28 protein-coding genes are annotated in these 25276 nt (G+C 74.2%); 21 read left to right on the forward strand and 7 right to left on the reverse strand.

The window, feature by feature from the left end; all coding sequences use genetic code 11:
• Positions 1-90 precede the first annotated feature (90 nt).
• From AB0M11_RS14135 to AB0M11_RS14195, 13 genes are all read left to right on the forward strand, one after another.
• Positions 91-1434 carry an NAD(P)/FAD-dependent oxidoreductase gene (locus AB0M11_RS14135; protein WP_365704926.1) on the forward strand — a complete coding sequence of 448 codons (1344 nt, stop codon included), beginning with the start codon at positions 91-93 and terminating at the stop codon, positions 1432-1434.
• A complete protein-coding gene (locus AB0M11_RS14140; protein WP_365704928.1) occupies positions 1431-3278 on the forward strand; it encodes a transketolase in 1848 nt (615 codons plus the stop codon). Before AB0M11_RS14135 ends, AB0M11_RS14140 begins: the two co-directional genes overlap by 4 nt.
• Complete coding sequence (ligD, locus tag AB0M11_RS14145) at positions 3275-4225, forward strand: non-homologous end-joining DNA ligase (RefSeq protein ID WP_365704930.1); 951 nt, start codon at positions 3275-3277, stop codon at positions 4223-4225. Before AB0M11_RS14140 ends, ligD begins: the two co-directional genes overlap by 4 nt.
• 72 nt (positions 4226-4297) lie before the next feature.
• Entirely contained in the window at positions 4298-4654 is a 357-nt protein-coding gene (locus tag AB0M11_RS14150; protein WP_365704932.1) for a gas vesicle protein, read from the forward strand.
• 55 nt (positions 4655-4709) lie between these two features.
• Positions 4710-5153, forward strand: coding sequence for a gas vesicle structural protein GvpA (locus AB0M11_RS14155; RefSeq protein ID WP_365704934.1), 444 nt, complete (start codon positions 4710-4712; stop codon positions 5151-5153).
• Positions 5150-5914, forward strand: a complete 765-nt coding sequence (locus tag AB0M11_RS14160) for a GvpL/GvpF family gas vesicle protein (protein WP_365704936.1) — start codon at positions 5150-5152, stop codon at positions 5912-5914. The genes AB0M11_RS14155 and AB0M11_RS14160 overlap by 4 nt, the downstream gene beginning before the upstream one ends.
• A gap of 41 nt (positions 5915-5955) precedes the next feature.
• The gene (locus AB0M11_RS14165) at positions 5956-6219 is read left to right on the forward strand and encodes a gas vesicle protein GvpG (RefSeq protein ID WP_365704938.1); all 264 of its coding nucleotides are present in this window, start codon (positions 5956-5958) and stop codon (positions 6217-6219) included.
• Complete coding sequence (locus AB0M11_RS14170) at positions 6216-6956, forward strand: hypothetical protein (RefSeq protein ID WP_365704940.1); 741 nt, start codon at positions 6216-6218, stop codon at positions 6954-6956. The genes AB0M11_RS14165 and AB0M11_RS14170 overlap by 4 nt, the downstream gene beginning before the upstream one ends.
• Positions 6953-8107 carry an SRPBCC family protein gene (locus tag AB0M11_RS14175; protein ID WP_365704942.1) on the forward strand — a complete coding sequence of 385 codons (1155 nt, stop codon included), beginning with the start codon at positions 6953-6955 and terminating at the stop codon, positions 8105-8107. Before AB0M11_RS14170 ends, AB0M11_RS14175 begins: the two co-directional genes overlap by 4 nt.
• Positions 8104-8457 carry a gas vesicle protein gene (locus AB0M11_RS14180; RefSeq protein ID WP_365704944.1) on the forward strand — a complete coding sequence of 118 codons (354 nt, stop codon included), beginning with the start codon at positions 8104-8106 and terminating at the stop codon, positions 8455-8457. The genes AB0M11_RS14175 and AB0M11_RS14180 overlap by 4 nt, the downstream gene beginning before the upstream one ends.
• Complete coding sequence (locus AB0M11_RS14185; protein ID WP_365704946.1) at positions 8454-9242, forward strand: GvpL/GvpF family gas vesicle protein; 789 nt, start codon at positions 8454-8456, stop codon at positions 9240-9242. The genes AB0M11_RS14180 and AB0M11_RS14185 overlap by 4 nt, the downstream gene beginning before the upstream one ends.
• Positions 9239-9427, forward strand: a complete 189-nt coding sequence (locus tag AB0M11_RS14190; RefSeq protein WP_365704948.1) for a gas vesicle protein — start codon at positions 9239-9241, stop codon at positions 9425-9427. The genes AB0M11_RS14185 and AB0M11_RS14190 overlap by 4 nt, the downstream gene beginning before the upstream one ends.
• Complete coding sequence (locus AB0M11_RS14195; RefSeq protein WP_181806592.1) at positions 9424-9708, forward strand: gas vesicle protein K; 285 nt, start codon at positions 9424-9426, stop codon at positions 9706-9708. The genes AB0M11_RS14190 and AB0M11_RS14195 overlap by 4 nt, the downstream gene beginning before the upstream one ends.
• Before the next feature lie 40 nt (positions 9709-9748).
• Here AB0M11_RS14195 and AB0M11_RS14200 read toward each other — a convergent pair whose 3' ends face one another.
• The 3 genes from AB0M11_RS14200 to AB0M11_RS14210 form a co-directional block, all read right to left on the reverse strand.
• Entirely contained in the window at positions 9749-9919 is a 171-nt protein-coding gene (locus AB0M11_RS14200) for a hydrophobic protein (RefSeq protein ID WP_365704951.1), read from the reverse strand.
• A 48-nt stretch (positions 9920-9967) separates the two neighbouring features.
• Positions 9968-10783 carry a class I SAM-dependent methyltransferase gene (locus tag AB0M11_RS14205; protein ID WP_365704953.1) on the reverse strand — a complete coding sequence of 272 codons (816 nt, stop codon included), beginning with the start codon at positions 10781-10783 and terminating at the stop codon, positions 9968-9970.
• A 152-nt stretch (positions 10784-10935) separates the two neighbouring features.
• Positions 10936-12423, reverse strand: coding sequence for a phosphatase PAP2 family protein (locus tag AB0M11_RS14210; RefSeq protein WP_365704955.1), 1488 nt, complete (start codon positions 12421-12423; stop codon positions 10936-10938).
• Positions 12424-12493: 70 nt separating this feature from the next.
• On the opposite strand from AB0M11_RS14210, the gene AB0M11_RS14215 reads away from it, so the two are divergent.
• The 3 genes from AB0M11_RS14215 to AB0M11_RS14225 all read left to right on the forward strand — a co-directional run bounded on the left by AB0M11_RS14215 (position 12494) and on the right by AB0M11_RS14225 (position 15323).
• Entirely contained in the window at positions 12494-13141 is a 648-nt protein-coding gene (locus AB0M11_RS14215; protein ID WP_365704958.1) for a histidine phosphatase family protein, read from the forward strand.
• Positions 13142-13359: 218 nt separating this feature from the next.
• Entirely contained in the window at positions 13360-14979 is a 1620-nt protein-coding gene (locus AB0M11_RS14220; RefSeq protein WP_365704960.1) for an ATP-binding cassette domain-containing protein, read from the forward strand.
• Positions 14980-15074: 95 nt separating this feature from the next.
• Positions 15075-15323, forward strand: a complete 249-nt coding sequence (locus AB0M11_RS14225; protein WP_365704962.1) for a DUF6158 family protein — start codon at positions 15075-15077, stop codon at positions 15321-15323.
• Between the two features lie 59 nt (positions 15324-15382).
• Here the strand turns inward: AB0M11_RS14225 and AB0M11_RS14230 are convergent, their stop codons facing one another.
• Both AB0M11_RS14230 and AB0M11_RS14235 read right to left on the reverse strand, forming a co-directional pair.
• Positions 15383-15916: a type 1 glutamine amidotransferase domain-containing protein gene (locus AB0M11_RS14230; protein WP_365704964.1), complete on the reverse strand. Its 534-nt coding sequence runs from the start codon at positions 15914-15916 to the stop codon at positions 15383-15385.
• Between the two features lie 78 nt (positions 15917-15994).
• A complete protein-coding gene (locus tag AB0M11_RS14235; RefSeq protein ID WP_365704966.1) occupies positions 15995-16375 on the reverse strand; it encodes a DUF2795 domain-containing protein in 381 nt (126 codons plus the stop codon).
• A gap of 235 nt (positions 16376-16610) precedes the next feature.
• On the opposite strand from AB0M11_RS14235, the gene AB0M11_RS14240 reads away from it, so the two are divergent.
• The 3 genes from AB0M11_RS14240 (at position 16611) to AB0M11_RS14250 (ending at position 20651) form a co-directional block, all read left to right on the forward strand.
• On the forward strand, positions 16611-18056 hold the full coding sequence (locus AB0M11_RS14240) for a hypothetical protein (RefSeq protein ID WP_365704968.1): 1446 nt from the start codon (positions 16611-16613) through the stop codon (positions 18054-18056).
• A 97-nt stretch (positions 18057-18153) separates the two neighbouring features.
• Positions 18154-19458, forward strand: coding sequence for an aminotransferase class I/II-fold pyridoxal phosphate-dependent enzyme (locus AB0M11_RS14245; RefSeq protein ID WP_365704970.1), 1305 nt, complete (start codon positions 18154-18156; stop codon positions 19456-19458).
• 134 nt (positions 19459-19592) lie between these two features.
• The gene (locus tag AB0M11_RS14250; RefSeq protein WP_365704972.1) at positions 19593-20651 is read left to right on the forward strand and encodes an MBL fold metallo-hydrolase; all 1059 of its coding nucleotides are present in this window, start codon (positions 19593-19595) and stop codon (positions 20649-20651) included.
• A 97-nt stretch (positions 20652-20748) separates the two neighbouring features.
• Here the strand turns inward: AB0M11_RS14250 and AB0M11_RS14255 are convergent, their stop codons facing one another.
• Together AB0M11_RS14255 and AB0M11_RS14260 are read right to left on the reverse strand one after the other, a co-directional pair.
• Positions 20749-21390 carry a VTT domain-containing protein gene (locus AB0M11_RS14255; RefSeq protein WP_365705085.1) on the reverse strand — a complete coding sequence of 214 codons (642 nt, stop codon included), beginning with the start codon at positions 21388-21390 and terminating at the stop codon, positions 20749-20751.
• A gap of 2 nt (positions 21391-21392) precedes the next feature.
• Positions 21393-22166, reverse strand: a complete 774-nt coding sequence (locus AB0M11_RS14260; RefSeq protein ID WP_365704974.1) for an MBL fold metallo-hydrolase — start codon at positions 22164-22166, stop codon at positions 21393-21395.
• Positions 22167-22249: 83 nt separating this feature from the next.
• On the opposite strand from AB0M11_RS14260, the gene AB0M11_RS14265 reads away from it, so the two are divergent.
• Together AB0M11_RS14265 and AB0M11_RS14270 are read left to right on the forward strand one after the other, a co-directional pair.
• Positions 22250-22681 carry a hypothetical protein gene (locus AB0M11_RS14265; RefSeq protein WP_365704976.1) on the forward strand — a complete coding sequence of 144 codons (432 nt, stop codon included), beginning with the start codon at positions 22250-22252 and terminating at the stop codon, positions 22679-22681.
• 512 nt (positions 22682-23193) lie between these two features.
• On the forward strand, positions 23194-25191 hold the full coding sequence (locus AB0M11_RS14270; protein WP_365705087.1) for an alkaline phosphatase family protein: 1998 nt from the start codon (positions 23194-23196) through the stop codon (positions 25189-25191).
• Positions 25192-25276: the final 85 nt, after the last annotated feature.

The following is a 25276-nucleotide window of genomic DNA, read 5'->3' on the forward strand; positions in this document are numbered from 1 at the left end:
GCGGGCGGTGTTTCGACGCGCGGGGTTTCGAGGTCCTGCCTACGGTTACGTGGGAGGCCCTGAACCTCGTCGTACTGCCGGAGGCGCACCGTGAGTCGTCGACCGCGGGTGGTGATCGTCGGCGCCGGGTTCGCCGGGTACCGCGCGGCCCGCACGCTTGCCCGGCTGGCCCGGGGACGCGCCGAGATCACCCTGCTCAACCCCACCGACTACTTCCTGTACCTGCCCCTGCTGCCCCAGGTCGCCGCCGGGATCCTCGATCCCCGGCGGATCGCCCTCCCGCTGCCCGGCGCCCTGCGCGGCGTGCGGACGGTGCTCGGCGAGGCGGACCGCGTCGATCTCGACGGGCAGCGGGTGTACTACACCGACCCCGAGGGCGTCGGCGGCAGCCTCGGCTACGAGCGGCTGGTGCTGACCGTCGGCAGCGTCAACAAGCTGCTGCCCGTCCCGGGCGTCGCCGAGCACGCGCACGGGTTCCGCGGGCTGCCCGAGGCGCTCTACCTGCGGGACCACGTGATCCGCCAGATCGAGCTGGCCGCCGTGGCCGGCGATGCCGCCCTGGCCGCGGCCCGCTGCACCTTCGTCGTCGTCGGCGCCGGGTACACCGGGACCGAGGTCGCCGCCCACATGCGGATGCTCACCGCCGAACTGGCCCGGCGCAACCGGCTGCCGGAGGGGGTGCGGCCGCGCTGGCTGCTGCTGGACGTGGCGCCCCGGGTGCTCCCCGGGATGAACGAGAGGCTGTCGCGTACCGCCGACCGGGTGCTGCGCCGGCGGGGTGTCGAGGTGCGGATGGGAACCTCCGTGAAGGAGGCCACCCCCGACGGCGTGCTGCTCTCCGACGGGGAGTTCGTCGCGTCCCGGACCCTCGTGTGGTGCGTGGGCGTGCGACCCGACCCGCTCGTGGAGGGCACCGGACAGCCGCTGGAGAAGGGCCGCCTGATCGTCGACCCGTACCTCCGGGTGCCCGGCTGCGCCGACGTGTTCGCCTGCGGGGACGCGGCCGCGGTGCCCGACCTCGTCAATCCCGGCGCGTTCACGCCGATGACCGCGCAGCACGCCTGGCGGCAGGGCCGGGTGGCCGGCGAGAACGTGGCCGCCTCGCTCGGCGTCGGCCGGCGGCGGCGCCCCTACCGCCACCGCGACCTCGGCTTCGTCGTCGACCTCGGCGGCGTGCAGGCCGCCGCCGACCCGCTCGGGGTGCCGCTGGCAGGGCCGCCCGCCGGGCTGGTCACCCGCGGCTACCACCTCGCGGCGATGCCCGCCGGCCGGGTCCGGGTCGCCGCCGACTGGCTGCTGGACGCCGTACTGCCGCGCCAGGGTGTCCAGCTGGGCCTCGTCCGGTCCTGGTCGGTGCCGCTGGACACGGCCTCGCCCGAGCTGCCGAAGGCACCCTCGTCCGTCTCGCACCATCCCCCGGAAGGAGACACATGAACACCGCTGAACTCGTCGAGCTCGCCCAGCAGTTGCGCGTGGACAGCGTGCGGGCGGCGGCCGCCGCAGGCTCCGGGCATCCGACCTCGTCGATGTCCGCCGCCGACCTGATGGCCGTGCTGCTCGCCCGCCACCTGCGCTACGACTTCGAGCGGCCCGACCACCCCGGCAACGACCGCTTCGTCCTCTCCAAGGGCCACGCCTCACCGCTGCTGTACGCCGCCTACAAGGCGGCCGGTGCCCTCGACGACGCCGAGCTGCTCACCTTCCGCAAGCTCGGCAGCCACCTGGAGGGACATCCGACCCCGCGCCGGCTGCCGTGGGTGGAGACCGCCACCGGCTCCCTCGGCCAGGGACTGCCGGTCGGGGTCGGCATCGCGCTGTCCGGGAAGCGGCTGGAGCACGGCCGCTACCGGGTCTGGGTGCTGTGCGGGGACAGCGAGCTGGCGGAGGGCTCCGTGTGGGAGGCCGCCGAACACGCCGGGTACGAGCACCTCGACAACCTCACCGCGATCGTGGACGTCAACCGGCTCGGCCAGCGCGGCCCCACCCGGCACGGCCACGACCTGGACGCCTACGCCCGCCGCTTCCAGGCCTTCGGCTGGCACACCGTGGAGATCGACGGCCACGACGTGGACGCCGTCGACCGGGCGTACGGCGAGGCCGCGTCCACCACCGGGCAGCCCACCGTGATCCTCGCCCGCACCCGCAAGGGGCGGGGCGTCGCCGCCGTCGAGGACCGCGAGGGCATGCACGGCAAGCCGCTGCCGGACGCCGAGGAGTCCGTCGCCGAACTCGGCGGGACACGCGACCTGCGCGTCCACGTGCAGGAGCCGCCGGCCGCCCGCGCGCTGCACTCCGTGCCCACCGGCGCCCTCGAACTCCCGCGCTACGACAAGGGAGAAGAGGTCCCCACCCGGGACGCCTTCGGCAAGGCGCTCGTCGCGCTCGGCCACGCCCGTGCCGACGTGGTCGCGCTGGACGGCGAGGTCGGCGACTCCACCCGCACCGAGCTGTTCGGGAAGGAACACCCCGACCGCTACTTCGAGTTCTACATCGCCGAGCAGCAACTCGTCGCCGGGGCCGTCGGCCTGGCCGCGCGCGGCTGGGTGCCGTACGCCTCGACCTTCGCCGCCTTCTTCAGCCGGGCCTACGACTTCGTGCGCATGGCCTCGATCAGCGGCAGCGGGATCAACCTGGTCGGCTCGCACGCGGGTGTCGCCATCGGGCAGGACGGGCCGTCCCAGATGGGCCTGGAGGACCTGGCGATGTTCCGCGCGGTGTACGGCTCGACCGTGCTCTACCCGTGCGACGCCAACCAGACCGCCAAGCTCGTCGCCACCATGGCCGGCCTCGACGGCATCCGCTACCTGCGCACCTCGCGCGGGGCGAGCCCGGTGATCTACGGCCCGGACGAGGAGTTCCCGGTCGGCGGCAGCAAGGTGCTGCGCTCCTCCGAGGAGGACCGGCTCACCGTGGTCGCCGCCGGGGTCACCCTGCACGAGGCGCTGAAGGCCGCCGACGCGCTCGCCGAGGACGGCATCCGGATCCGGGTCGTCGACCTCTACTCCGTCAAGCCCGTGGACCGGCAGACGCTGCGCACCGCCGCCGAGGAGACCGGCTGTCTGCTCACCGTCGAGGACCACCACGAGGAGGGCGGCCTCGGCGACGCGGTCGCGGAGGCGTTCGCCGACGGCAGGCCCGTGCCGCGGCTGGTCCGGCTCGCCGTGCGGACGATGCCGGGGTCGGCCGCTCCCGACCAGCAGCTGCACGCCGCCGGGATCGACGCGGACGCGATCGCGACGGCCGGGCGGCTGCTGGTCGAGGAGGCGGTCGTGCGATGAGCCCGGACGAGGTCCGGCCGGTGCGGGCGGGCCGCCGGACGGTGGAGATCCACCGGCCCGACAAGGTGCTCTTCCCAGGCGGACCCGGCGACGGGGGCGGCGCCGCGAAGGAGTACACCAAGGCCGACCTCGTCGAGTACTACCGGGCCGTCGCGCCGTACCTGCTGCCGCACCTGCGCGGGCGTCCGCTGATGCTGGAGCGGTACCCGGACGGCCTGGCCGGACCCCGGTTCATGCAGAAGAACGCCCCAGACCACTACCCGGACTGGATCGAGCGGGCCGAGGTCGCCAAGGAGGGCGGGACCGTCACCCATGTGGTCTGCGGCGACACCGCCACCCTGGTGTACCTCGCCGACCAGGCCAGTCTCACCCTGCACCGCTGGCTCTCCCGCACCACCGCCCCCGACCGTCCCGACCGGTTCGTCCTCGACCTGGACCCACCCGGTGACGACTTCGCCCCGGTGCGGGAGGCCGCCGGCTGGGCCGGTGAGCTGCTCGACCGGCTCGGACTGCCGTCGGCGCCGATGACCACCGGATCCCGGGGAGTGCACCTCGTCGTGCCGCTGAACGGCCGCAGCGACGTCGAGGAGGTCCGCGCCTTCGCCCGGGACCTGGCCGGACTGCTCGCCGCCGAGCACCCCGACCGGCTCACCACGGCCGTCCGCAAGGCCGACCGCGGCGACCGGCTCTTCCTGGACACCGGGCGCAACGCCTACGCCCAGACCGCGGTGGCCCCCTACACCGTGCGGGCCAGGCCCGGCGCCCCCGTCGCCGTACCGATCACCTGGGACCAGCTCGCCGATCCGGCGCTGGACGCCCGCCGCTGGACCATCGCCGACGCCGTGGACCAGGCCCGTACCGATCCCTGGGCAGGCGTCCCCGCCCGCGGCCGGGCGCTCGGGCCGGCCCGGCGGCGGCTCGACGCGTTGCTCGGCGCACCCGGCTGACCGCGCGGCGTCACGGGCCGGTTGTGAAGGTTTGACGCCGGAACCTCCGGCCACTCGAACCAAGAGGTGGCCATGACGAACACAAACGACACGTCCCACACGCGGGATTCACGCAAAGAACGCACACGTGACGACGGACCCGACCCGGCACCGGACCGGCCGAGCCTCATGGAGGTGCTGCGCCAGGCCCGCGCCCAGCTCGCGGAGCTCACCGGGATGGCCGCCGAGTCCGTGTCGTCCTTCGAACAGACCGAGGACGGCTGGGCGTTGGAGGTCGAAGTGCTGGAACTGCCCAGGGTGCCCGACACCATGAGTCTGATGGCGAGCTACCAGGTCGAACTCGACCCGCAGGGGCAGCTCACCGGCTACCGGCGCGTGAGCCGCTACGAACGCGGACGCGCCGACGCACGCAGGCAGGGCGGCCGCTAGGCCGGCCGCCCGCACCCGGGGACAGGTCCCACGACAAGGAGGAGGTTGGACAGGTATGACCGTAGTACCGGCACAGCAGACCGGCGGGGGAGGCGGCAGCAGCGGTCTCTACGACGTGCTCGAACTCGTCCTCGACCGGGGGCTCGTCATCGACGCGTTCGTGCGGGTCTCCCTGGTCGGCATCGAGATTCTGAAGATCGACATACGGGTCGTCGTCGCCAGCGTCGACACCTATCTGCGCTTCGCGGAGGCCTGCAACCGGCTCGACCTGGAAGCGGGTCCGCGCAAGAGCCCCGGCCTGCCCGAGATCGTCGGCGAGGTCACCGAGTCCGGTGCCCGCGGCAAGTCGAAGGGCGCGCTCTCCGGCGCCGCCGAGACGATCTCCGACGCCTTCAAGCAGGCCCGCGAGGAGCGCTCGGGCTCGGCCGAGACAGAGTCCCGGCCACGCGCCCGTAAGACCGCTCCGGCCCGTCGCAAGGAGAGGGAGGAAGACGAGTGAGTACGTACGTCTACGGCATCACGTCCGCCGAGCACCCGACTCTGCCCGACGGCATGGACGGGGTGGGGGACCCGCCGTGCCGGGTGCGCGTGCTCACGGAAGGCGAACTGGCGGCCATCGTCAGTGACGCCCCCGAGGGGCTCCGGCCCAAGCGCCGCGACCTGCTCGCCCACCAGAACGTGCTGGCGGAGGCGGGAGGCGGCGGCTGCGTGCTGCCCATGCGGTTCGGCAGCGTCGCCCCGGACGACGACACCGTCACCGGGGTCCTGGCCGAACGCGCCGAGCACTACCTGGAGCGGCTGCGCACCCTCGACGGCAAGGTCGAGTACAACGTCAAGGCCAGTCATGTCGAAGAGGCCGTGCTGCACCGGGTGATGTCGGAGAACACCGAACTGCGCGCCCTGGCCGAGGCCAACCGCAAGGCAGGCGGCGGGAGCTACGAGAGCAAGCTGCGGCTCGGCGAGATGGTGGCCGGCGCCGTCAAGGCCCGGGAGGCCGAGGACGCGGCCGAGGTGCGGCAGGCGCTGGAACCGGAGTCGGCCGCCGTCAGCGTGGGGCCCGACTCCACCGGCTGGCTGGTCAACCTCTCCTTCCTCCTGGACCGGCACTCCGTCGAGACCTTCCTGGCCGGCGTCGAGCGGCTGCGCAAGAGCCACCCGCACCTCGACCTGAGCGTCAACGGACCGCTCCCGCCGTACAGCTTCGTCGAACCGGGCCCCGCCGAACCCGCGGGCAGCACGGCCGGCGTGGCCGAGCGGTAGGACCGCGGCCGAGCAGCAGGACACAGAAGGAGCAGACACCCATGGGACTGATCAAGGAGCTGCTGCTACTGCCCTTCGCGCCCGTGCGCGGCAGCGCCTGGGTCGTCGAGCAGGTGCTGCAGGAGGCGGAGCGGATCTACTACGACCCCGCCACGGTGCGGGCCGAGCTGGCCCGGCTGGAAGAGCGGCTGGAAGCCGGCGAGATCGACGAGGAGGAGTTCGACCGGGCCGAGGACGAGCTTCTCGACCGGCTGGAGACCGCCCTGCGCAGAGGCGTGGGGCCCGGCAATGGGACGCATACATGAACCGCATGGGACTGGGCCTCGCGATCGGGGCCGGATACCTGCTGGGCCGGACCAGGAAACTGAAGATGGCCGTCGCGGTCGGGTCGCTGGTGGCCGGAAAACGGCTGAACCTGACCCCGAAGGCGGTGCTCGACCTGGCCAACCAGCAACTGCGCGACAACCCGCAGTTCAAGGAGATCGGGGAGCAGCTCCGCCACGACCTGCGCGGGGTCGGCAAGGCCGCCTCCGGCGCCATGGTCGAACGGCAGCTCGGCGCGCTCGCCGACCGGCTGCACGGCCGCACCGCCGAGGTGCGCGACCAGCTGGCGGGTGTGGTGCCCGACACCGGCGGCCTCGGTCGCGGTGGCGGCCGGGACGACGAGGAGGAACCGGAGGAGGACGAGGAGCCGCAGAAGAAGGCCGGCCGCGGCCGGGAGGCGAGCGGCGAGGCCGAGGACGAGAGCGCCGAGGACGAGAGCGCCGAGGACGAGAGCGCCGAGGACGAGAGCGCTGAGAACGAGAGCGCCGAGGACGACGGCTCAGAGGACGACGGCTCAGACGACGGCGAGGAGCGGTCCGACCGGAAGGCACCGGCCCGCAAGGCTCCCGCGAAGAAGGCCGCCGACAAGCCGCCGGCGAAGAAGGCGTCCGCCAAGCCGCCCGCCAAGAAGACGGCGGCGAAGAAGGCCGCCCAGGGCCGGGCGGTCGCCAAGAAGACGGCCGGCCGGGCCCGGCCGAAGGGAGGCGGTGACCGATGAACAGCGGACCGCTCACGGACGCGGCCCACTCCGAGGCCGCCGACCGTCTGAAGGCGGAGGTGCAGGAGTACCTCGCCGCCCAGGCCGAGCGCCTGCTCGCGGGCGCCGGACGCAAGCTCGGTGAGGCCACCGGCAAGCTCAACGACATCGCCGAGGGCAACAGCCCCGGGTTCGGCAAACTCGCCCTCGACGCCGGCCGCAAGGTCGCCGAGGGGAAGGGCCCGGTGCGCTCCGCCCTGGAGCTGGGCCTGTCCCACGCCAAGGACACCGTCATGGACAAGGTGAAGAACCTGGGGGGCGGCAAGGGGAAGGGCAAGGGCAAGGGCAGCGGTCAGAAACCGACCGTCATCATCGAGTCGGTCGACGTCGGCGTGCCGGTGCGCACCGCCTACGACCAGTGGACCCGCTTCCAGGACTTCAGCACCTTCGCCAAGGGCGTGAAGAGCGCCAGCCGGGCCGACGACACGTCGTCCGACTGGCAGGGCAAGATCTGGTGGTCCAGCCGGAGCTGGAAGGGCAAGACCATCGAGCAGGTCCCGGACTACCGCATCCAGTGGTCGTCGCAGGGCGCCAAGGGCAGCCACAAGGGCGTCGTCACCTTCCACCGGCTCGACGACAACCTCACCCGCGTGCTGCTGGTGATCGAGTACTACCCCAGCGGGTTCTTCGAGAAGACCGCCAACATCTGGCGCGCCTCGGGCCGCCGGACCCGTCTGGACCTCAAGCACTACGCCCGCCACATCAGCCTCAAGGGAGAGGTGGACGACGGCTGGCGCGGCGAGATTCAGGACGGCGAGGTCGTCCGCAGCCACGAGGACGCGGTGGCCGAGGAAGAAGAGGAGAACGAGGCCGAGGACCAGAACGACCAGGAAGGGGCCGAGAACGCGGCGCCGGACGAGGAGTCGGACGAGGAGTCGGACGAGGGCGAGGAGGAGCCCGAGGACGAGGGCCAGGAGCCCTACGACGAGGCGGAGGACGCCGAGCAGGGGGAGGATGAGGAGTACGAGGCCGAGGGCGAGGAGGAGCCCGAGGACGAGTACGAGGACGCGGAGGACGCCGACACCGAGGAGACCGAGGACGAGGAAGAGCCGGAGGACGAGGAGGAGCCGGAGGACGAGGAAGAGTACGCCGGTACCCGGAGCCGTCGATGACGATGGCCGGCCGGCTGCCCGAGCCCTACGGACGGGACGGCGGGGGTGCCAACCTCGCCGACATCCTGGAGCGCGTCCTGGACAAGGGCATCGTCATCGCTGGTGACATCAGGATCAACCTGCTCGACATCGAACTGCTCACCATCAAGCTCCGCCTGGTCGTCGCCTCCGTCGACCGGGCGAAGGAGATGGGCATCGACTGGTGGGAGCACGACCCCGAACTGTCCACCCGCGCCCGGAGCGACCAGCTCACCCGGGAGAACCACGAGCTGCGGGAGCGGCTGGCCGCCCTGGAGGCCCTGGAGGCCGGCCGGGAACCGCGTCATGAGCGCCAGGAGGAGGACAGATGACCGCACAGGGCGGACTCCGGTACGTGTACGCCGTCTGCCGTCCGTTCGAGGCGGCCCTGCAGGCCCAGCTCACCGGCGTGGCCGGGGCCCCACCGGGGCTGCTCAGGCACCACGGCCTGGTCGCCGTCGTCAGTACGGTCCCGGAGGGCGACTTCGCCGAGGAGCCGCTGCGGGACCACCTGGAGGACCTGGACTGGCTGGCCGCGACCGCCCGTGCCCACCAGGGGGTGATCGACGCGCTCACCACGGTCACCACGCCGCTGCCGCTCCGGCTGGCCACGGTCTTCCGGGACGACAGCGGCGTGCGGACCATGATGGAGGCCCGCGAGGCCGACTTCCTGCGCACCCTCGACCGGCTGGACGGGCGGGTCGAATGGGGCGTGAAGCTCTACGCCGACCCGCCCGAGCAGGCGCCCGCGCCGGCCGGCCGGCCCGCCAGCGGACGGGACTACCTGCGGCAGCGGCGGATGCGCACGCGGGCGCACGAGGAGAAATGGCGGGCCGCCGAGGAATTCGCCCACCTTCTGCACGAGCGGCTTTCCGCGCGCGCCGAGGACTCACGGCTGCACCCTCCGCAGAACGCGGCGCTGTCCGGGGTGTCCGGGCAGAACCTGCTCAACGCCGCGTATCTGGTGCCGCGCGCGGATTCCGAGGAATTCGTGGAACTGGTCGACCGCACGAAGGACGAGGCCCCGGACCTGCGGGTGGAACTCACCGGGCCCTGGGCGGCGTACTCCTTCACCGAGTCGGCCGGTGAACCGGCGGAAGCGGGGGAGCAGCGGTGACCGTCGTCGAACGCCGTGAGGTCGCCCTGGTCGACCTGCTGGACCGGCTGCTGGCCGGTGGGGTCGTCATCACCGGCGACATCACGCTGCGGATCGCGGACGTCGACCTCGTCCGCATCGACCTGAACGCGCTGATCAGCTCGGTCAACGCACAAGTGCCCGCGCCCTGGGGGGAGTCGACGTGAGCGAACACCGCAACCGGCTGGACCTCGAACCGGACACGGTGGAGCGCGACCTGGTGAAACTCGTGCTGACCGTCGTGGAGCTGCTGCGCCAGCTGATGGAGCGGCAGGCGCTGCGTCGCTTCGACACCGGGGACCTGACCGAACAGCAGGAGGAGCGCATCGGGCTCACCCTGATGCTGCTGGAGGACCGCATGGCGGAGCTGCGGGACCGCTACGGACTGCGGCCCGAGGACCTCAATCTGGACCTCGGGCCGCTGGGACCGCTGCTGCCGCGCGAGTGATTCCGCCACCGGGGCGGTGGCGGGTCTCACCGGCCGGACGTCACCACCTGTACCAGCGGCCCCTTCCGCCGCCGGCGGTGGTGCCGCGGGCCAGGAATCCGACGAGCCAGAGCACCAGGACGGCGAGCGCGATCCACCAGAGAATCTTCACCGCGAATCCGGCACCGAAGAGAATCAGCACCAGGAGCAGGACCAGCAGGATGGGAACCATAGTGTGAACCTCCTGCGAAGCGGGTTTCCCGGAATCCGCGGATCAGGCTCACTTGCGGCACAGAATCTCTCCGTGCAGGACGGCGAACCAGCCGTCCTCGCGCTCCGCCCACTCCCGCCAGGCCGCCGCGATCCCCGCCAGCTGCTCCGCCGTCGCGTGACCGCCCTCCGTGGCCAGCCGGGCGTAGGACGAGGCGACCGTACGGTCCCCCCACAGCCCGCCCCACCAGGCCCGCTCCTCGGCCGTACTGTACGTCCAGGTGCTGGACGTGGCCGTGATGTCGGTGAGCCCCGCCGCCAGCGCCCAGGACTTCAGCCGCCGCCCGGCGTCCGGCTCGCCCCCGTTGGCGCGGGCCACCCGCCGGTACAGGTCGAGCCAGTCGTCCAGTCCCGGCGTCGCCGGGTACCAGGTCATCGCCGCGTAGTCCCCGTCGCGTACGGCGATGAAGCCGCCCGGCCTGGTGACCCGGCGCATCTCGCGCAGCGCCCGCACCGGGTCGCCCACGTGCTGGAGCACCTGGTGGGCGTGGACCACGCAGAACGTGTCGTCCGGGTAGTCGAGGGCGTGCACGTCGGCGACCGCGAAGTCCACGTTCCGCAGCCCGCGCCCGGCGGCGGTCGCGTGGGCCTGCTCCAGGATGCCCGGCGCGTGGTCGACGCCGGTGACATGGCCGTCGGGGACCAGCGTCGCCAGGTCCGCGGTGATCGTCCCCGGGCCGCAGCCGATGTCCAGGATCCGCATGTGCGGTTTGAGCGAACCCAGCAGATAGGCGGCCGAGTTGGCGGCGGTGCGCCAGGTGTGGGAACGCAGCACCGACTCGTGGTGCCCGTGCGTGTAGACAGCGCTCTCCCGCGGCTTCGACATGGCTCAACCCCTTCGCGTCACACCGGCGGACGGGGCCGGACGACCCCGTCCCGCGGTGCTCGCAACGCTACGCCCGGCAACCGCATGATGAGACCAGCGTTTCACCATGTGGTCTGACGTCCTGTCAGAAATGTCGTGGCGGGCGGAGTGGGTCAGGGCAGCGGCCGGTACACGGTCAGCGCCTCCGGCAGTTTCTCCACCGTCACCTCACCCGCCACCTCGGTGACCTCGCCGTCGTACGCGATCGGAGTGCCGGCCGAGACGCCGGTCAGGCGCAGCCGCCGCACCCGGGCCTCGGCGTGGGCGGGGGAACGGGTCAGCGGGCCCGCGAGGGCGGCGGACAACAGCCGCAGCGCCGGGTGCCGGCCCCCGTGCACCACGCGCACGTCGAGCAGCCCGTCCGCCAGGTCGGTGCGCCGCCCGGGGGCGAGCCCCATCCGGTGGTAGACGCAGTTGCCGACGAACAGCAGCCACAACGGGTGTGTCTCGCCGCCCAGTTCGACCTGCAGCGGATGCCGGTCCGTGCGCAGCACGCGCAGCGCGGCCAGCACCTCGGCCGGCCAGCCGCCGATGCGGGGCTCCCAGCGCTCCCGGTCCCGGACCAGCTCCGGATAGACGCCCAGGCTCAGCGTGTTGAGGAAGATGCCGGTGCGGTCACCGGACACGAAGCGGCCGAGGTCCACCCGGACCGCCACGCCCTCACGCACCGCCCGGCCGAGGCCCCGGCCGTCCTCGACGCTCAGGTCGTAGGCGAAGTGGTTGAGGGTGCCGCCGGGCAGCACCGCGAGCGGCAGCCCGTGGCGCAGGGCGATGTCGGCCGCCGCGTTCACGGTGCCGTCGCCGCCGCACACCCCGAGGGCCTGCGCCCGCTGCGCCGCCTTCTCCAACTCGGTCCGCACCTCGTCCGGTTCGCACTCCACCAGCTCCGCCTCGGGCAACTCGTGGTGCAGCACCCGCATCCGGTCGGCACTGCCGGAGGCCCGGTTGGCCACCACGATCAGGCCCTCGCCGCCGGGCAGCGCCGGGGCCTCGGCGCGGGGCCGCGGCGGCGGGCCGGTCTGCGTCCGGGTCGGCACCAGCCGCCGTACGGCGAACGCGGCGCCCGCGCCCAGCGCCGCGCCCGCCAGCACGTCGCTCGGGAAGTGCACGCCCGTGTAGACCCGGGACATGGCCACGGAGAACGCCAGCGGCGCCACCGCCGCGCCCCACGCCGGGGACTCCAGGGCGACCCCGGTCGCGAACGCGGCCGCCGACGCGGCGTGCCCGGAGGGGAAGGAGGTGGTGATCGGCTGCCGCTTCAGGTGCCGTACCGCGGGCACCGGGTCCAGGCGCGGCCGGTGGCGCCGCACCGAGCGCTTGCCGACGGTGTTGATGGTCAGGGAGGCCAGGGCGAGCGAGGCAAGGCCGCGGGCGGCCGCCCGGCGGGCCCGGGGCGTGCGGGTCGCGGCCACCGCGGCCGCGGTCGCGCCCCACAGCACCCCGTGGTTGGCGCTCCGGCTCAGCCGGGGCAGCACCGGTTCGGCGAACGGCCAGTTCCGCTCGGCGGCGAACTCGAACAGCCGGCTGTCGAGCGCGAGGAGCCGGTCGCGCAGCGCGTGCCGGCCGGGCTTCGGGAGGGTCAGGTCGACGTCTGGGCTCATGCCGGTGCGGTTACCCTGAAGTGGCGCTTTCCTGCCGGCACACGGTGCGGTCGAGTGAGAGGAACCCTGGATGCGCCTGCTCCTCATACGTCACGGGCAGACCCCGACCAATGTCGACTACCTCCTCGACACCGCCGTGCCGGGTCCCGGTCTGACCGCCCTCGGCGAGCGGCAGGCGGCGGCCCTGCCCGAGGCCCTGGCCGACGAGGACATCGAGGCGCTCTACGTCTCCACCCTCACCCGGACCCAGCTCACCGCCGCCCCGCTGGCCGCCGCCCGTGGCCTCGACCCGGTCGTCCGCGACGGCATCCGGGAGGTGTCCGCCGGCGACCTGGAGCTGCTGCCGGGCCACTCCGCGCACGGCGAGGAGTACATGCGGACCGTGTTCGCCTGGGCGGCCGGGGACACCGCGCTGCGCATGCCGGGCGGGGAGACCGGCGAGGAGGCGCTGGGCCGCTACGACGCGGTCGTCGAGGAGGCCGCCGCGAGTGGCGCCGGCACCGTCGCCATGGTCAGCCACGGCGCCGCGATCCGCCTCTGGACGGCGGCCCGCGCCGACAACGTCGACGTTCCCTACGCCGCCTCCCGCCCCCTCGCCAACACCGGCGTGGTGATCCTGGAGGGCTCCCCGGCCGACGGCTGGAAGGCGCTGTCCTGGCAGGGGGCGGTGGTCGAGCCGACGGGGCCGAGCGGGCCGACGGGGGAGCCGGTGGAGTAGGGGGGCGCCGGAGGATTTCGGGTGCGGCCCGGTGGGGGCTGGTCGCGCAGTTCCCCGCGCCCCTGACGGGGCGCTGCAGCGAGGGGCGCCACTGACGCGCCCCAAAGGGGCGCGGGGAACTGCGCGAGCAACCACGACGCACCCGCACCCGGCATCCCTGACCGGCCCCCCGATAACGGTTTGCCCACGGCCACGGCCGCCCCGCAGAATCCCTGACCATGGGACATCTGGAAGCCGCGCACCTCGAGTACTACCTCCCCGACGGGAGGGCGCTGCTCGGCGACGTCTCCTTCCGGGTCGGTGAGGGCGCCGCCGTCGCCCTCGTCGGACCCAACGGCGCCGGCAAGACCACGCTCCTGCGGCTGATCTCCGGCGAGCTGAAGCCGCACGGCGGCACCGTGGCCGTGAGCGGCGGTCTCGGCGTGATGCGCCAGTTCGTGGGTTCCGTACGGGACGAGACGACCGTCCGCGACCTGCTGGTGTCCGTCGCCCCGCCCCGGATCCAGGCGGCCGCGCGGGCCGTCGACAAGGCCGAGCACGCCATCATGACCGTCGACGACGAGGCGGCCCAGCTGCGGTACGCGCAGGCCCTCGCCGACTGGGCCGAGGTGCGCGGCTACGAGCACGAGACCCTCTGGGACATGTGCACCACGGCCGCGCTCGGCGTGCCGTACGAGAAGGCCCAGTGGCGGCAGGTGCGCACCCTCTCCGGCGGCGAGCAGAAGCGGCTGGTGCTGGAGGCGCTGTTCCGCGGCACCGACGAGGTGCTGCTGCTCGACGAGCCGGACAACTACCTCGACGTGCCCGGCAAACGCTGGCTGGAGCAGCAGCTGAAGGAGACCCGCAAGACCGTCCTGTTCGTCTCCCACGACCGTGAACTCCTCGCCCGCGCCGCCGAGAAGATCGTCTCCGTGGAGCCCTCGCCGACCGGCGCCGACGCCTGGGTGCACGGCGGCGGCTTCGCCACCTACCACGAGGCCCGGCGCGAACGCTTCGCCCGCTTCGAGGAGTTGCGCCGCCGCTGGGACGAGAAACACGCCCAGCTGAAGAAGCTGGTGGTCAACCTGCGCCAGGCCGCGTCCGTCTCGCACGAGATGGCCTCCCGGTACGCGGCCGCCCAGACCCGGCTGCGCAAGTTCGAGGAGGCAGGCCCGCCGCCCGAGCCGCCCCGCGAGCAGGACATCAGGATGCGCATCAAGGGCGGCCGTACCGGCGTACGGGCCGTCACCTGCGCCCAGCTCGAACTCACCGGCCTGATGAAACCCTTCGACCTGGAGGTCTTCTACGGCGAACGGGTCGCCGTCCTCGGCTCCAACGGCTCCGGCAAGTCCCACTTCCTGCGGCTGCTGGCAGGCGAGGACGTGGCGCACACGGGGCAGTGGAAGCTGGGCGCGCGCGTGGTCCCCGGACACTTCGCGCAGACCCACGCCCACCCCGAACTGGAGGGCCACACCCTGCTGGACATCCTGTGGACCGAGCACTCCCAGGACCGGGGTGCGGCGATGTCCCGGCTGCGCCGCTACGAACTCACCCAGCAGTCGGAACAGAACTTCGACCGGCTGTCCGGCGGCCAGCAGGCCAGGTTCCAGATCCTGCTGCTGGAGCTGCAGGGGGTGACGGCACTCCTCCTGGACGAGCCGACCGACAACCTCGACCTGGAGTCCGCCGAGGCACTGCAGGAGGGCCTGGAGGCCTTCGACGGCACCGTCCTCGCCGTCACGCACGACCGCTGGTTCGCCCGCTCCTTCGACCGCTATCTGGTCTTCGGCAGCGACGGCCGGGTCCGGGAGACCGCGGAGCCGGTCTGGGACGAGCGCCGGGTGGAGCGGGTGCGGTAGGCCGGCGCCCCAGACAGGCCCGCGCGCCCGGAAGTTCGTACAGTGGAGGCAGGAATCCGGACCGCCGGGACCCACACGACGAGCGGGGTAGCACCATGACCGGAGTCGACCCCAGCCGGCTGGACGACCAGCAGCTCATGAAGGAGCTGGAGACCATCCACCGGACGCGCCACGACACCCTGCTGTACGGCTCGAACGACGCGCTGCGGGCGCACAACGAACGCATGGCCCAGCTGGAGGGCGAGTACCTGCGGCGCAATCCGCGCCGTCTCGTCGCCGCCGGCCGCACCCGGGAGGGCGCCCGGGAGCGGAACTGCGCCGAGACGGCGGCACCGGGCGCCTGAGCGAGCCGGGGCCCCGGCTGCCCCTCCCGGCCGGCCCGGCCCGCCGCCGCGCGCTGCTCCTACTCGGCGAACGCGTCGAGGAACGCCTCGCAGAACGCCTTGAGGTCGTCCGGCTTACGGCTGGTGACCAGCTTGTTCGGGCCGCCGTCGCAGACCTTGACCTGCTCGTCGACCCAGGTGCCGCCGGCGTTGCGGATGTCGGTGCGCAGACTCGGCCAGGACGTCAGCGTCCGGCCGCGCAGGACGTCGGCCTCCACCAGCGTCCAGGGCGCGTGGCAGATCGCCGCGACCGGCCGCCCGCCGTCGAAGAAGGCCTTCACGAACGCGACGGCCTGCTCGTCCGTCCGCAGGAAGTCCGGATTGGCCACCCCGCCCGGCAGCACGAGCGCCCCGAACGACTCCGCCGACGTCTCGCCGACCACCTCGTCCACCGGGAACGTGTCCGCCTTGTCCAGGTGCTCGAACGCCTGGATCTTCCCCGGCTTCGTCGACACCAGCACCGGCTCGTGCCCGGCGTCGGAGGCCGCCTTCCAGGGCTCGGTCAGCTCCACCTGCTCGACGCCCTCGGGCGCGGCCAGAAACGCGATACGCATGTGTTCACTCCTTTTCCGAGGCGTGCCGACGGGCCCGGCGGCCCATCGGCGCGCGGTTTCCTGTGCCTGCGCCCCGGCTCACTCCCGTCCGGTCGCCGCCTCGGCCAGCGCCAGCAGGTTGCCGTAGCGCGCCGAGCGCGGCAGCCGGGAGACCCGCTCGACCAGGTCGTCGTGGGCGTTGCGGCGGCGCAGCGCTTCGGCCAGCTCCCGCGCCGTCGCCGGAAAGTCGTGCCGGGTCAGGGACCGGGCCAGCGCCAGCCGTACGCTCTCCGGCGACGGCCGCTCACCGGTCCCCGGCACACTCGGACCGCGGAACACCGCCGGATCGTCCTCGGCCGGCGGCTCGGGGTCGTGCCAGTCCTCGGTCCGTGTCGGATGCCCGGACCTGAGCAGGCCCTGGAGCTCGTGCTTCATCTCGTCGTCCCGGTGCACGTTCAGCCGGGCACTGCCTCGCTGCATGTTCTCCCTCCAGGTACTTCGGGGGTGCCGACCGCGTACCCGGGGACGGGGGGCCGACACGGGGTTCCTGGCGGCCTTTCCCGCCCCGCCGGAACCAGGCCGTGACGTCACCCGAAAGAGGGCGCGAGTCCCGCGAATGGGGTCCGGCCGCGCGCGGCGGGGCGTGCGGCGGGCTGTGATGGCTGCGGGGGTACGGGCCCCGTGCCTCCGAGTCGTCCGTGCGAGGAGCCTCACCATGCGCCGCCCCCTTCGCGCCCTGTCCGCCGCCGTCCTGGCGGGTGCCGCGTGCGGCACCACCGGCACGGCCGTCGCGGCCGCCGGCCCCGCCGCCGAGGTCAGCCCCGGCAGCGCCCGGCCGGGCGCCACCGTCATCGTCTCCGTGACCTGCGAGAAGGCCGCCGGACCGGCCGGGCCGGGCGGTGGCCGGGCACCCGCGGCCATCGACGCCACGTCGTCGGCATTCGCCGGGCACACCGTGCGGCTGGCCAGGGTCGACCAGAGCGGGGGGCTCACCTATCGGGGCACCGCGCGGGTCGTCTCCGGGGACACACCGGTGACGTACAGGGAGGGGACCGCGGCGGGTGCCACGGCGGACGGCACCCGGACCGTCGACGGGACGTGCCCGGCGGCGGACGGACGGCAAGGCCGGCCCTGGAGCGCGCGCCTGGCCCTGGCGGCAGACGACGGCACCGGCAGCGCGGCCCCAGGAGAGACCGCCACGGTGCCCCAGAGCGGCGGCGCGCTTCCGCAGGTCGGTGGCGGGACGCTGCCGGAGACGGGGGGCGGCGCGCTTCCGCAGGTCGGTGCCGGGGCGCTGCCGGTGACCGGTGGTGGTGCCCTGCCGGAGATCGGTGGCGGGGCCCTGCCGAAGGCCGGTGGCGGGGTGCTTCCGCAGACCGGCAGTGGGGCGCCCCACCCGGCGGACGGCGGCGGCGTACCGCACCCGGCGGACGGCGGCGCCGTGTTGCCCCCGGGTGACGGCGTCGGCGCGCTGCCCCCGGGAGACGGCGGCGGCACGCTGCCCCCGGGAGGCGGGGAGGGGTTCCCGCACGGCGACGACGGGCCGGCGGTTGTCGGCGGGGACGACGGAACAGGCCTGGGCGGCGACACCGGCTCTCACGGCGACACCGGCCTTCGCGGAGACACCGGCCCTGGCGGCGACACCGGTTCTCGCGGCGACACCGGCCCTGGCGGCGATACCGGCCCTGGCGGCGGGAGCGGCGCGTTCGGCCACGGCGACAACGGCACGGCTGCGCACGGTCAGGGCACCGCGCCCCGCGGGGACGAAGGCACCGCCGGTCGTGGTGACGGCGGAACGGTCCCGCCCGGCGGTGACGGCGCGGCCTCACGCGGGCCTCGCGGCGACGGGGACGCCGTGGGTCCCCGGGGCGGGGACGGTGACGTTCCCCGGGGCGACGGCGAGCGGCCCTGCGCCGGGGCCTCACAGCCGTGTGCGGCCGCCGACGGGCGCGAGTGCCAAGGGGCGCACGCCGGTGACGGCGCCTCCTGCGCCGCCGAGGGTCTGCAGCACGGGGTGGCGGCCGGGGACGGCGGCGCCTACAGCCCGTCGGTACCGGCGCTGGTCGCGGGCGGGATGCTGATCGCGGCCGCCTGCTGCGGCGCCGCGTACCGGGTGTGGGGCCGGCGGCCGTGGGGCGGGAGGACCGCCGCGGACGGGTGACCGGGCCGCCACCGGGTACTCCGGAGCGACCGCTCCGGCGGGAGCGCACGACCCGGACCGGACAGCACACGGCATCACCCACTGCGCGGAGGCGGACATGCGGCGGACGGATCCCGAGGCCCACGGACCGGCGAGCGGCGACTCCGCGCGGCCGAGCGCGCCGACACCGCCCGAGGGCCACGGTCCCGTCCGCTACGGCCCGGCCCTGCCCGACGACGGGCTGCCCGTCCTGCCCGAGCTCGCCGCCGTGCTGGCCGCCGCCGCGCACCGGGGCGGGGAGCAGCCCGTCGGCGGCAGCCCGGCCCTGCTGGACGCGGCCCGCGGCTACTGGGACCGGCGCGGACTGCCCACCCCGGCCGGCCGGGTGGTCGCCGGACCCGGCGCCCCCGCTCTGCTGCTCGCGCTCACCGCCGCGCTCGGCGGCGACGTCCTGGTGCCGCGCCCCTGCGCCGCCTGGTGGGCGCCCTACGCCAGAATCCTCGGCCGACCGGCCTTCCACGTGCCCACCCCGGCCGAGTCCGGCGGCGCACCGGACCCCTACGCGCTGCTGGAGACGGTGCGCCGGGTCCGGGACGAGGGCGGGGACCCCCGGCTGCTGGTGCTCTCCGTCGCCGACGACCCCACCGCCACCGTCGCCCCGCCCGAACTGCTGCACGAGACCGTGGAGGCCGCCACCGGCGCGGGCCTGCACCTGGTCAGCGACGAGACCTGGCGCGACACCCTGCACGCCCCGGACGCCACGGTGCTGCTCAGCCCCGCCGAGATGCTCCCGGACCGGGTCACCGTGGTCACCGACCTGGCCGGTGCCCTGCTGCCGGCCGGCTGGCCCGCCGCCGTCGCCCGGTTCCCGGCGGGCGCCACCGGCACGGCGCTGCACGCACGCGTGCTCGACATCCTCACGGCGCTGGGCGCCCGCCTCGCCGGACCCGTGGCGGTCGCCGCGGCCCACGCGCTCGACGAGCCCGAGCTCGTCACCGCCCGCCGGGAGGCCGTCGTACGGCTGCACGCGCGCGTGGCCGCCGCGGCGCACACCGCCGTCGTCGCCGCGGGCGCCCTGGCCCGGCCGCCGCAGGCCGGCCGTCACCTGTACGCCGACCTGGAGCCGCTGCGTGCCGCTCTCGCCGCCCACGGGGTCGGCGACGCACAGGAGTTGGAGGACTTCCTCACCACCCGGCTGGGCATGCCGGCGCCGGGCGGCCACCGGTTCGGCGACGACCTGGGCGCGCTCCGCGTCCGGCTCGCCACCGGCCCGCTGCTGGGCGGGACCGACGCGGAGCGCCAGGAATGCCTCACCTCACCCGCGCCGTTGGAACTGCCACACGTGCAACGCGCGTTGATGTCCTTGAGGTCGGTACTCGGCGATCTCCGCGACGACGCTCAGCGATGGGAGCCTCCTCGATGACGCAGCAGACGCATGAGTCAGGGTCCACGACGACTGCCCCCACCACCCCTGCCCCCACGCCGCCTGCCCCTACGAAGCCCGCCTCCACGAAGCCCGCCGCCACGACGACCGCCTCCACGAAGCCTGAAGCCCCGATGGCCGGTTCCATGACGCCCGCCGTCACGGCCACGGAAACCGGTCCCTGCGCGCCTCCGTCCCTGCCGCTCGCCGAACCGCGTCCGCTGGGCGAACTCCGGTTCTGGCCGCGGACGTTCCACGACCGCCTGACCGCCCCGCTGCCCGGCCTCAAGGCGATGGCCCGCTTCGCCCGCGAGGGCTCGGTCCGCCCCGGCCGGGAGGGTCTCGCCGACATCCCCCGGCTGCCCTTCGAACCGGGCCCGCTGCCCCGTGTGGACGGCGACACCGTCTCCGTCACCTGGGCGGGACACGCCAGTTGGATCGTCCGGATCGGCGGCCTGACCGTCCTCACCGACCCGGTCTGGTCCCGCCGCATCATCGGCACCCCCGCCCGGGTCACCCCGGTCGGCGTCCCCTGGGAGTCCCTGCCGCACGTCGACGCGGTCGTCATCAGCCACAACCACTACGACCACCTGGACGCCCCCACCCTGCGCCGCCTCCCGCGCGAGACCCCGGTGTTCGCGCCGGCCGGACTCGGCGGCTGGTTCAGGCGCCGCCGTTTCACCACCGTCACCGAGCTGGACTGGTGGGAGGCGGCCGAACTGCGCGGCACCCGCTTCGACTTCGTGCCCGCCCACCACTGGTCCAAGCGCACCCTCACCGACACCTGCCGCAGCCTCTGGGGCGGCTGGGTCCTCACGGCGCCGGACGGCGGCCGGGTCTACTTCGCCGGCGACACGGGCTACGGCCACTGGTTCTCCCGCATAGGCCGCCGCTACCCCGGCATCGACCTCGCCCTGATGCCCATCGGCGCCTACGACCCCCGCTGGTGGCTGAGCGACGTCCACCTGGATCCGGAGGAGGCGGTCCGGGCGACGCAGGACCTCGGGGCGAGACGGATGGCCCCCATGCACTGGGGCACCTTCATCCTCTCGGCAGAGCCCGTGCTGGAACCGCTGACGCGGGTACGGGCGGCTTGGGAGCGGGCGGAGCTGGCCCGGGAGGACCTGTGGGATCTGCCGGTGGGGGGATCGAGGGTTCTGGAGCGGACGTCAAGGGGCAGCGCCGTGGGGTAGAGCGCCCCGACACCCGGCAGGGGGGCGCGGGGGACCGTCGGCCGAATGCCCGGCGGAGGAACCGCGCGAGCAACCACGCCGCACCCGCGCCCCGCCGTCACCCGGCGGACCGAACCCGCCGCCACACACTCGGCGCCACACTGATGACGACCGTCAGCCCCACCGCGGCCACCACGCCCTCCCACGGCTCCGGAAACAACGATCCCCCCAGGATGCCGATCACCTGGTACGTCACCGCCCACGCCAGGCACGCCGCCACGTTCCCGCGCGCGAACCGCCGCAGCGGCCACTCCGCCAGCAGGCACGCGAGCATCACCGGAATCCGTCCGGCCGGCACCAGCCGCGACAGCACCAGCACGGCGACGTCGTGCTCGGCCAGCTTCGCCTGCGCCTGCGCCAACCGTTCCTCCGGCGCCCGCGCCCGTATCGCCGCCAGCCACCGCGACCCGTTCTTCGACCGCAGCCCGCGCCGCCCCAGCCAGTACAGCGCCGCGTCCCCCAGGAAGGCCGCCAGCGACGCCGTCACGAACACCAGCGCCAGCGCGAACGGCGCCGTCTGGTGAAACGCCACCACCGCCGCCGAACTCACCAGTGCCCCCGTCGGCACCACCGGCACCAGCGCCCCGATCAGCACCAGCAGGAAGAGCGTCGGATACCCGATCGCCTGCTGCGCGGACTCGGCCGAAGACGACGAGGACGACGCGGCGGCACCGGCGGCCGCCGTGACGACAACCAGCAGTCTCACCGTGCGACCTCCAGCCGCACACCCTCCCCGTGGCCGAGCCTGTGCACCGCCACCCCCGGCGCGTACTCGGCCGCGAGGCGCACGAACTCGTCACCGGGTGCGTGGAACTCGTGCGGGCGCACCGCGTCCATGCCGATCGGCCAGTACGTCCCGTAGTGCACCGGCACCGCGCTGCGCGGTGCAAGCCGGGCCAGCGCCCGCGCCGCCCGCCCGGCGTCCAGGTGGCCCTCCCCGAGGTGCGGTCCCCAGCCGCCGACCGGCAGCAGGGCCACGTCCACCGGTCCGACCGCCTCGGCCATCTCGTCGAACAGCCCGGTGTCCCCGGCGAAGTACGTCCGCGCCGCGCCCTCGACGACGTATCCCAGGGCGGGGGAGCGGTGCGGTCCCACCGGCAGCCGGCGGCCGTCGTGCGCGGCCGGCACCGCCCGTACGACGACGGGGCCGACGGATATCTCGTCCCCCACGTCGACCTCGGTGACGCGCAGCTGACGGAGGCGGCGGAGCGCGGGCACCGCGCGTCGTGCGCCCCGGGGCACGAGCAGGCGCGTGCCCGGGGCGAGCCCGGCGAGCGAGGGCACGTGCAGATGGTCCGCGTGCAGGTGGGAGACGAGCGCGAGGTCCGCGCGGCGGGCCTCGGGCGGCGGCGGGGCGCCCCGGCGGCGGCGCAGGTGCGCGAGCCGGCGCGCGAACAGAGGATCGGTGAGCAGGCGTATGCCCGAATCCTCGATCGTGCAGGTGGCGTGACCCCACCAGGTGATCTCCACCGGCACCTCTTTGCCTCCTTCGCGCGACTCCCCGAAGCCTACGTGCAGGAGTAGGGTCGGCGGCGAAACCCGGAGGTGAGGGGGACGCCATGGGACAGGTGCGGGGTGCCTCCGGTGGCCTGATGCCGGTGCGGGTGACCGCCATCGCGAGTCTGACGCCGCTGGAGGAACTGGAGATCGACCCCTTCCTGGTCGACTCCCGCAGCCAGCACGCGATGTGCGCGCGCTGGGCCGTGGAACACGGATACGTCATCGCCCGCGAACTGCTGGTCCGCGGGCTGCGCCCCGACCACAGCGCTTTGTGGACGGGCGTTCGGCCGGGCCTCGACCTCTTCGTCGCCCCGAGCAGGCGGGTTCTGGAGAGCGCGCTGTCCTCGGTCGAGGACTTCAAGGCGGAGTGCGCGCGACGTGGGGTCCGGGTGGAGACGGTGGGCCGGGCCGAGCCGTGCTACGACGCCCAGATGAAGGCCCGGGTCCACCGCAGGCTCTCCATGCCGACAGCAGGCTACGACGGCCGCTAGCCGCTGCGCTGCGCCGCGCCGTGGCGGTCTGCGGCGCCGTCGCGGCGGCAGCCGTAGGCCGTGATGCCTTGTGGTGTGCCGCAGGCGTTGTGCTCGGCCGCAAGTGCCGCGTTCCAGCGCGAGCGTCGGGATGCGCCGTGGCTGGTCTGCGGCACCGTCGCGGCCGGTCACGCACACGCGGCAACACGCGGCGGCGGCAGCCGCAGGTCGGCACTGCCCCGCGGCACGCGCCGCAGGTCGGCACTGCCCCGCGGCACGCGCCGCAGGTCGGCACTGCCCCGCGGTGGCGGCAGCCGCAGGTCGGCACTGATCCGCGGCAGCCGCCGCAAGTCGGCGCCGCCCCGCGCCCCTTGGGCGGTGCCCCGTTCTCATCGGCCCCGGGCCGTGAGCCGGTGGTGGCCGATGTGACACTGTGGGCGGCGGCAGACCCGCGGTCGGCGGGGTCGTGGACATGAGGTCGGTGGGGCGTGCGGTGGCGGCGGGTCGTCAGTCAGGTCGGGCGGAGCATCACGGTGTGGGTGGTCTCCACTGTCACCATGCTGGTCCTCGCCGGCCTCCTGCCCGACTTCCAGCTCCAGTCCCCCGACGGTGACAGCGCCACCCGCATCGCGGTCACCGCGGCCCTGGGCGCCGGCGCCTTCGGTGTGCTCTCGGCCGTCGTCTGGCCCCTCCTCGTACGGCTCCTGCTGCTCGTGCCCGCCCTCGTCCTCGGCCTGCTGGTCTTCTTCCTCAACGGCTCCCTCCTCCTCGTCGCGCTGCGCGTCAACCCCTCCGGGCAGAGCGAGGCCGCGCCGGAGACCGCCGTGATCGTGGCCGCCGTGATGTCCGCCGTCGCCTCCGCCACCGGCGGCGCGCTCGCCGTCCGCGACGACGACGCCTACCGCCACCGCCTCTCCCGCCTCGCCACCCGCCGCCGCACCGCGCAGCCGCCCTGCCCGGACACCCCCGGCACCGTCTTCCTCCAGCTCGACGGCGTCGGCCACGACGTCCTCACCGCCGCGGTCGCCAAGGGCCTGATGCCGACCGTGGCCGGCTGGCTCGCCGGCAGCCACCGGCTCACCCCCTGGCGCACCGACTGGTCCAGCCAGACCGGCGCCAGCCAGCTCGGCATCCTGCACGGCTCCAACGCCGACGTCCCGGCCTTCCGCTGGTACGAGAAGGACAGCCGCGAGGTGATGGTCTGCAACCGGCCGACCAGCGCCGCCGAACTGCAGCGCAGGGCCGTCGAGCGCACCGCCGACGGGGGACTGCTCACCGTGGACGGCGCCAGCCGCGGCAACCTCTTCAGCGGCGGCGCCGACGAACAGGCCCTCGTCCTGTCGATAGCCACCCGCCGCCGCGGCCGGGAGAACCGCTCCCGCGCCGGGTACTTCGCGTACTTCGCCGACCCCGCCAACGCCGTCCGCACCGCGCTCTCCTTCTGCGCCGAGGTCGCCCGCGAGATCGGCCAGTCCACCGCGGCCCGGCTGCGCAGGCAGCGCCCGCGGGTCGGACGCGGCGGCCTCTACCCCCTCGTCCGCGCCTTCGCGACCGTCGTCGAACGGGACGTCGTCGTCGCCGCGGTCATGGGCGACCTGCTCGTGGGCCGCACCGCCGTCTACGCCGACCTGGTCGCCTACGACGAGGTCGCCCACCACTCCGGCCCGCGCAGCCGGGACACCGAGAAGGTGCTGCAACGCCTGGACCGTGCCCTGGCCCTGATCGAGAAGGCCGCCGAACACGCCCCCCGGCAGTACCGGATCGTCGTCCTGTCCGACCACGGCCAGAGCCCCGGCGAGACCTTCCGTTCCCGCTACGGGCTCACCCTCGGCGACCTGGTGCGGGCCGGCTGCGGGCTGCCCGTGCCGCGCCGCGCCGAGCGAACCCACAGCGGCACCGAGGCGCGGGCCGCCGTCCGCGCGGCGCTGCGCAGACCGGTCGAGGAGGGCGGCGAGAAGCACCGGCCGGCCCGGCACTCGGAGCCGATCGTGCTCGCCTCGGGCAACCTCGGGCTGGTCTCCTTCCCCGACGTGCCGCACCGGATGACCAAGGAGGAGATCGACGCGCGCCATCCCGCGCTGCTGACGACGCTCGCCAACCATCCCGGCGTCGGGTTCCTGCTGGTGCGCAGCGCGGAGCACGGTGGGGTGGTGCTGGGCGCCCACGGCGCGGAGATACCGCTCGACCGGCTGGACGGCGCCCCCGGGCCGCTCGGCGTCTTCGGGCCGGGGGCCGCGGATGCCGTACGGCGCACGCACTCCTTTCCGCACACCGCCGACATCATGGTCAACTCGTGGTACGACCCGGAGAGCGGGGAAGTGCTGGCGTTCGAGGAGCAGATCGGGTCGCACGGAGGCCTGGGGGGCGCGCAGGGGCGGCCGTTCCTGCTGTCGCCGGTCTGTGTGTCCGACCCGGTGGGGGACGGGGAGGAGCTCGTGGGGGCGGAGGCGGTGCACTCGGTGTTGCGGCGGTGGATCGGGGAGGCGGACGGGCCGCAGGTTCCTCTGCCGGAGGAGGAGCAGGCTGCGTAGTCCGCTCGCCGCGGACCGGTGCGGGCTGGTCGCGCCCACGCGGCGGAGCCGCATGTCGGACACAGCCTTGCGCCCCTCACGGGCG

The organism is Streptomyces sp. NPDC051987 (assembly GCF_040680735.1).
In the GTDB taxonomy this organism is placed as follows: domain Bacteria; phylum Actinomycetota; class Actinomycetes; order Streptomycetales; family Streptomycetaceae; genus Streptomyces.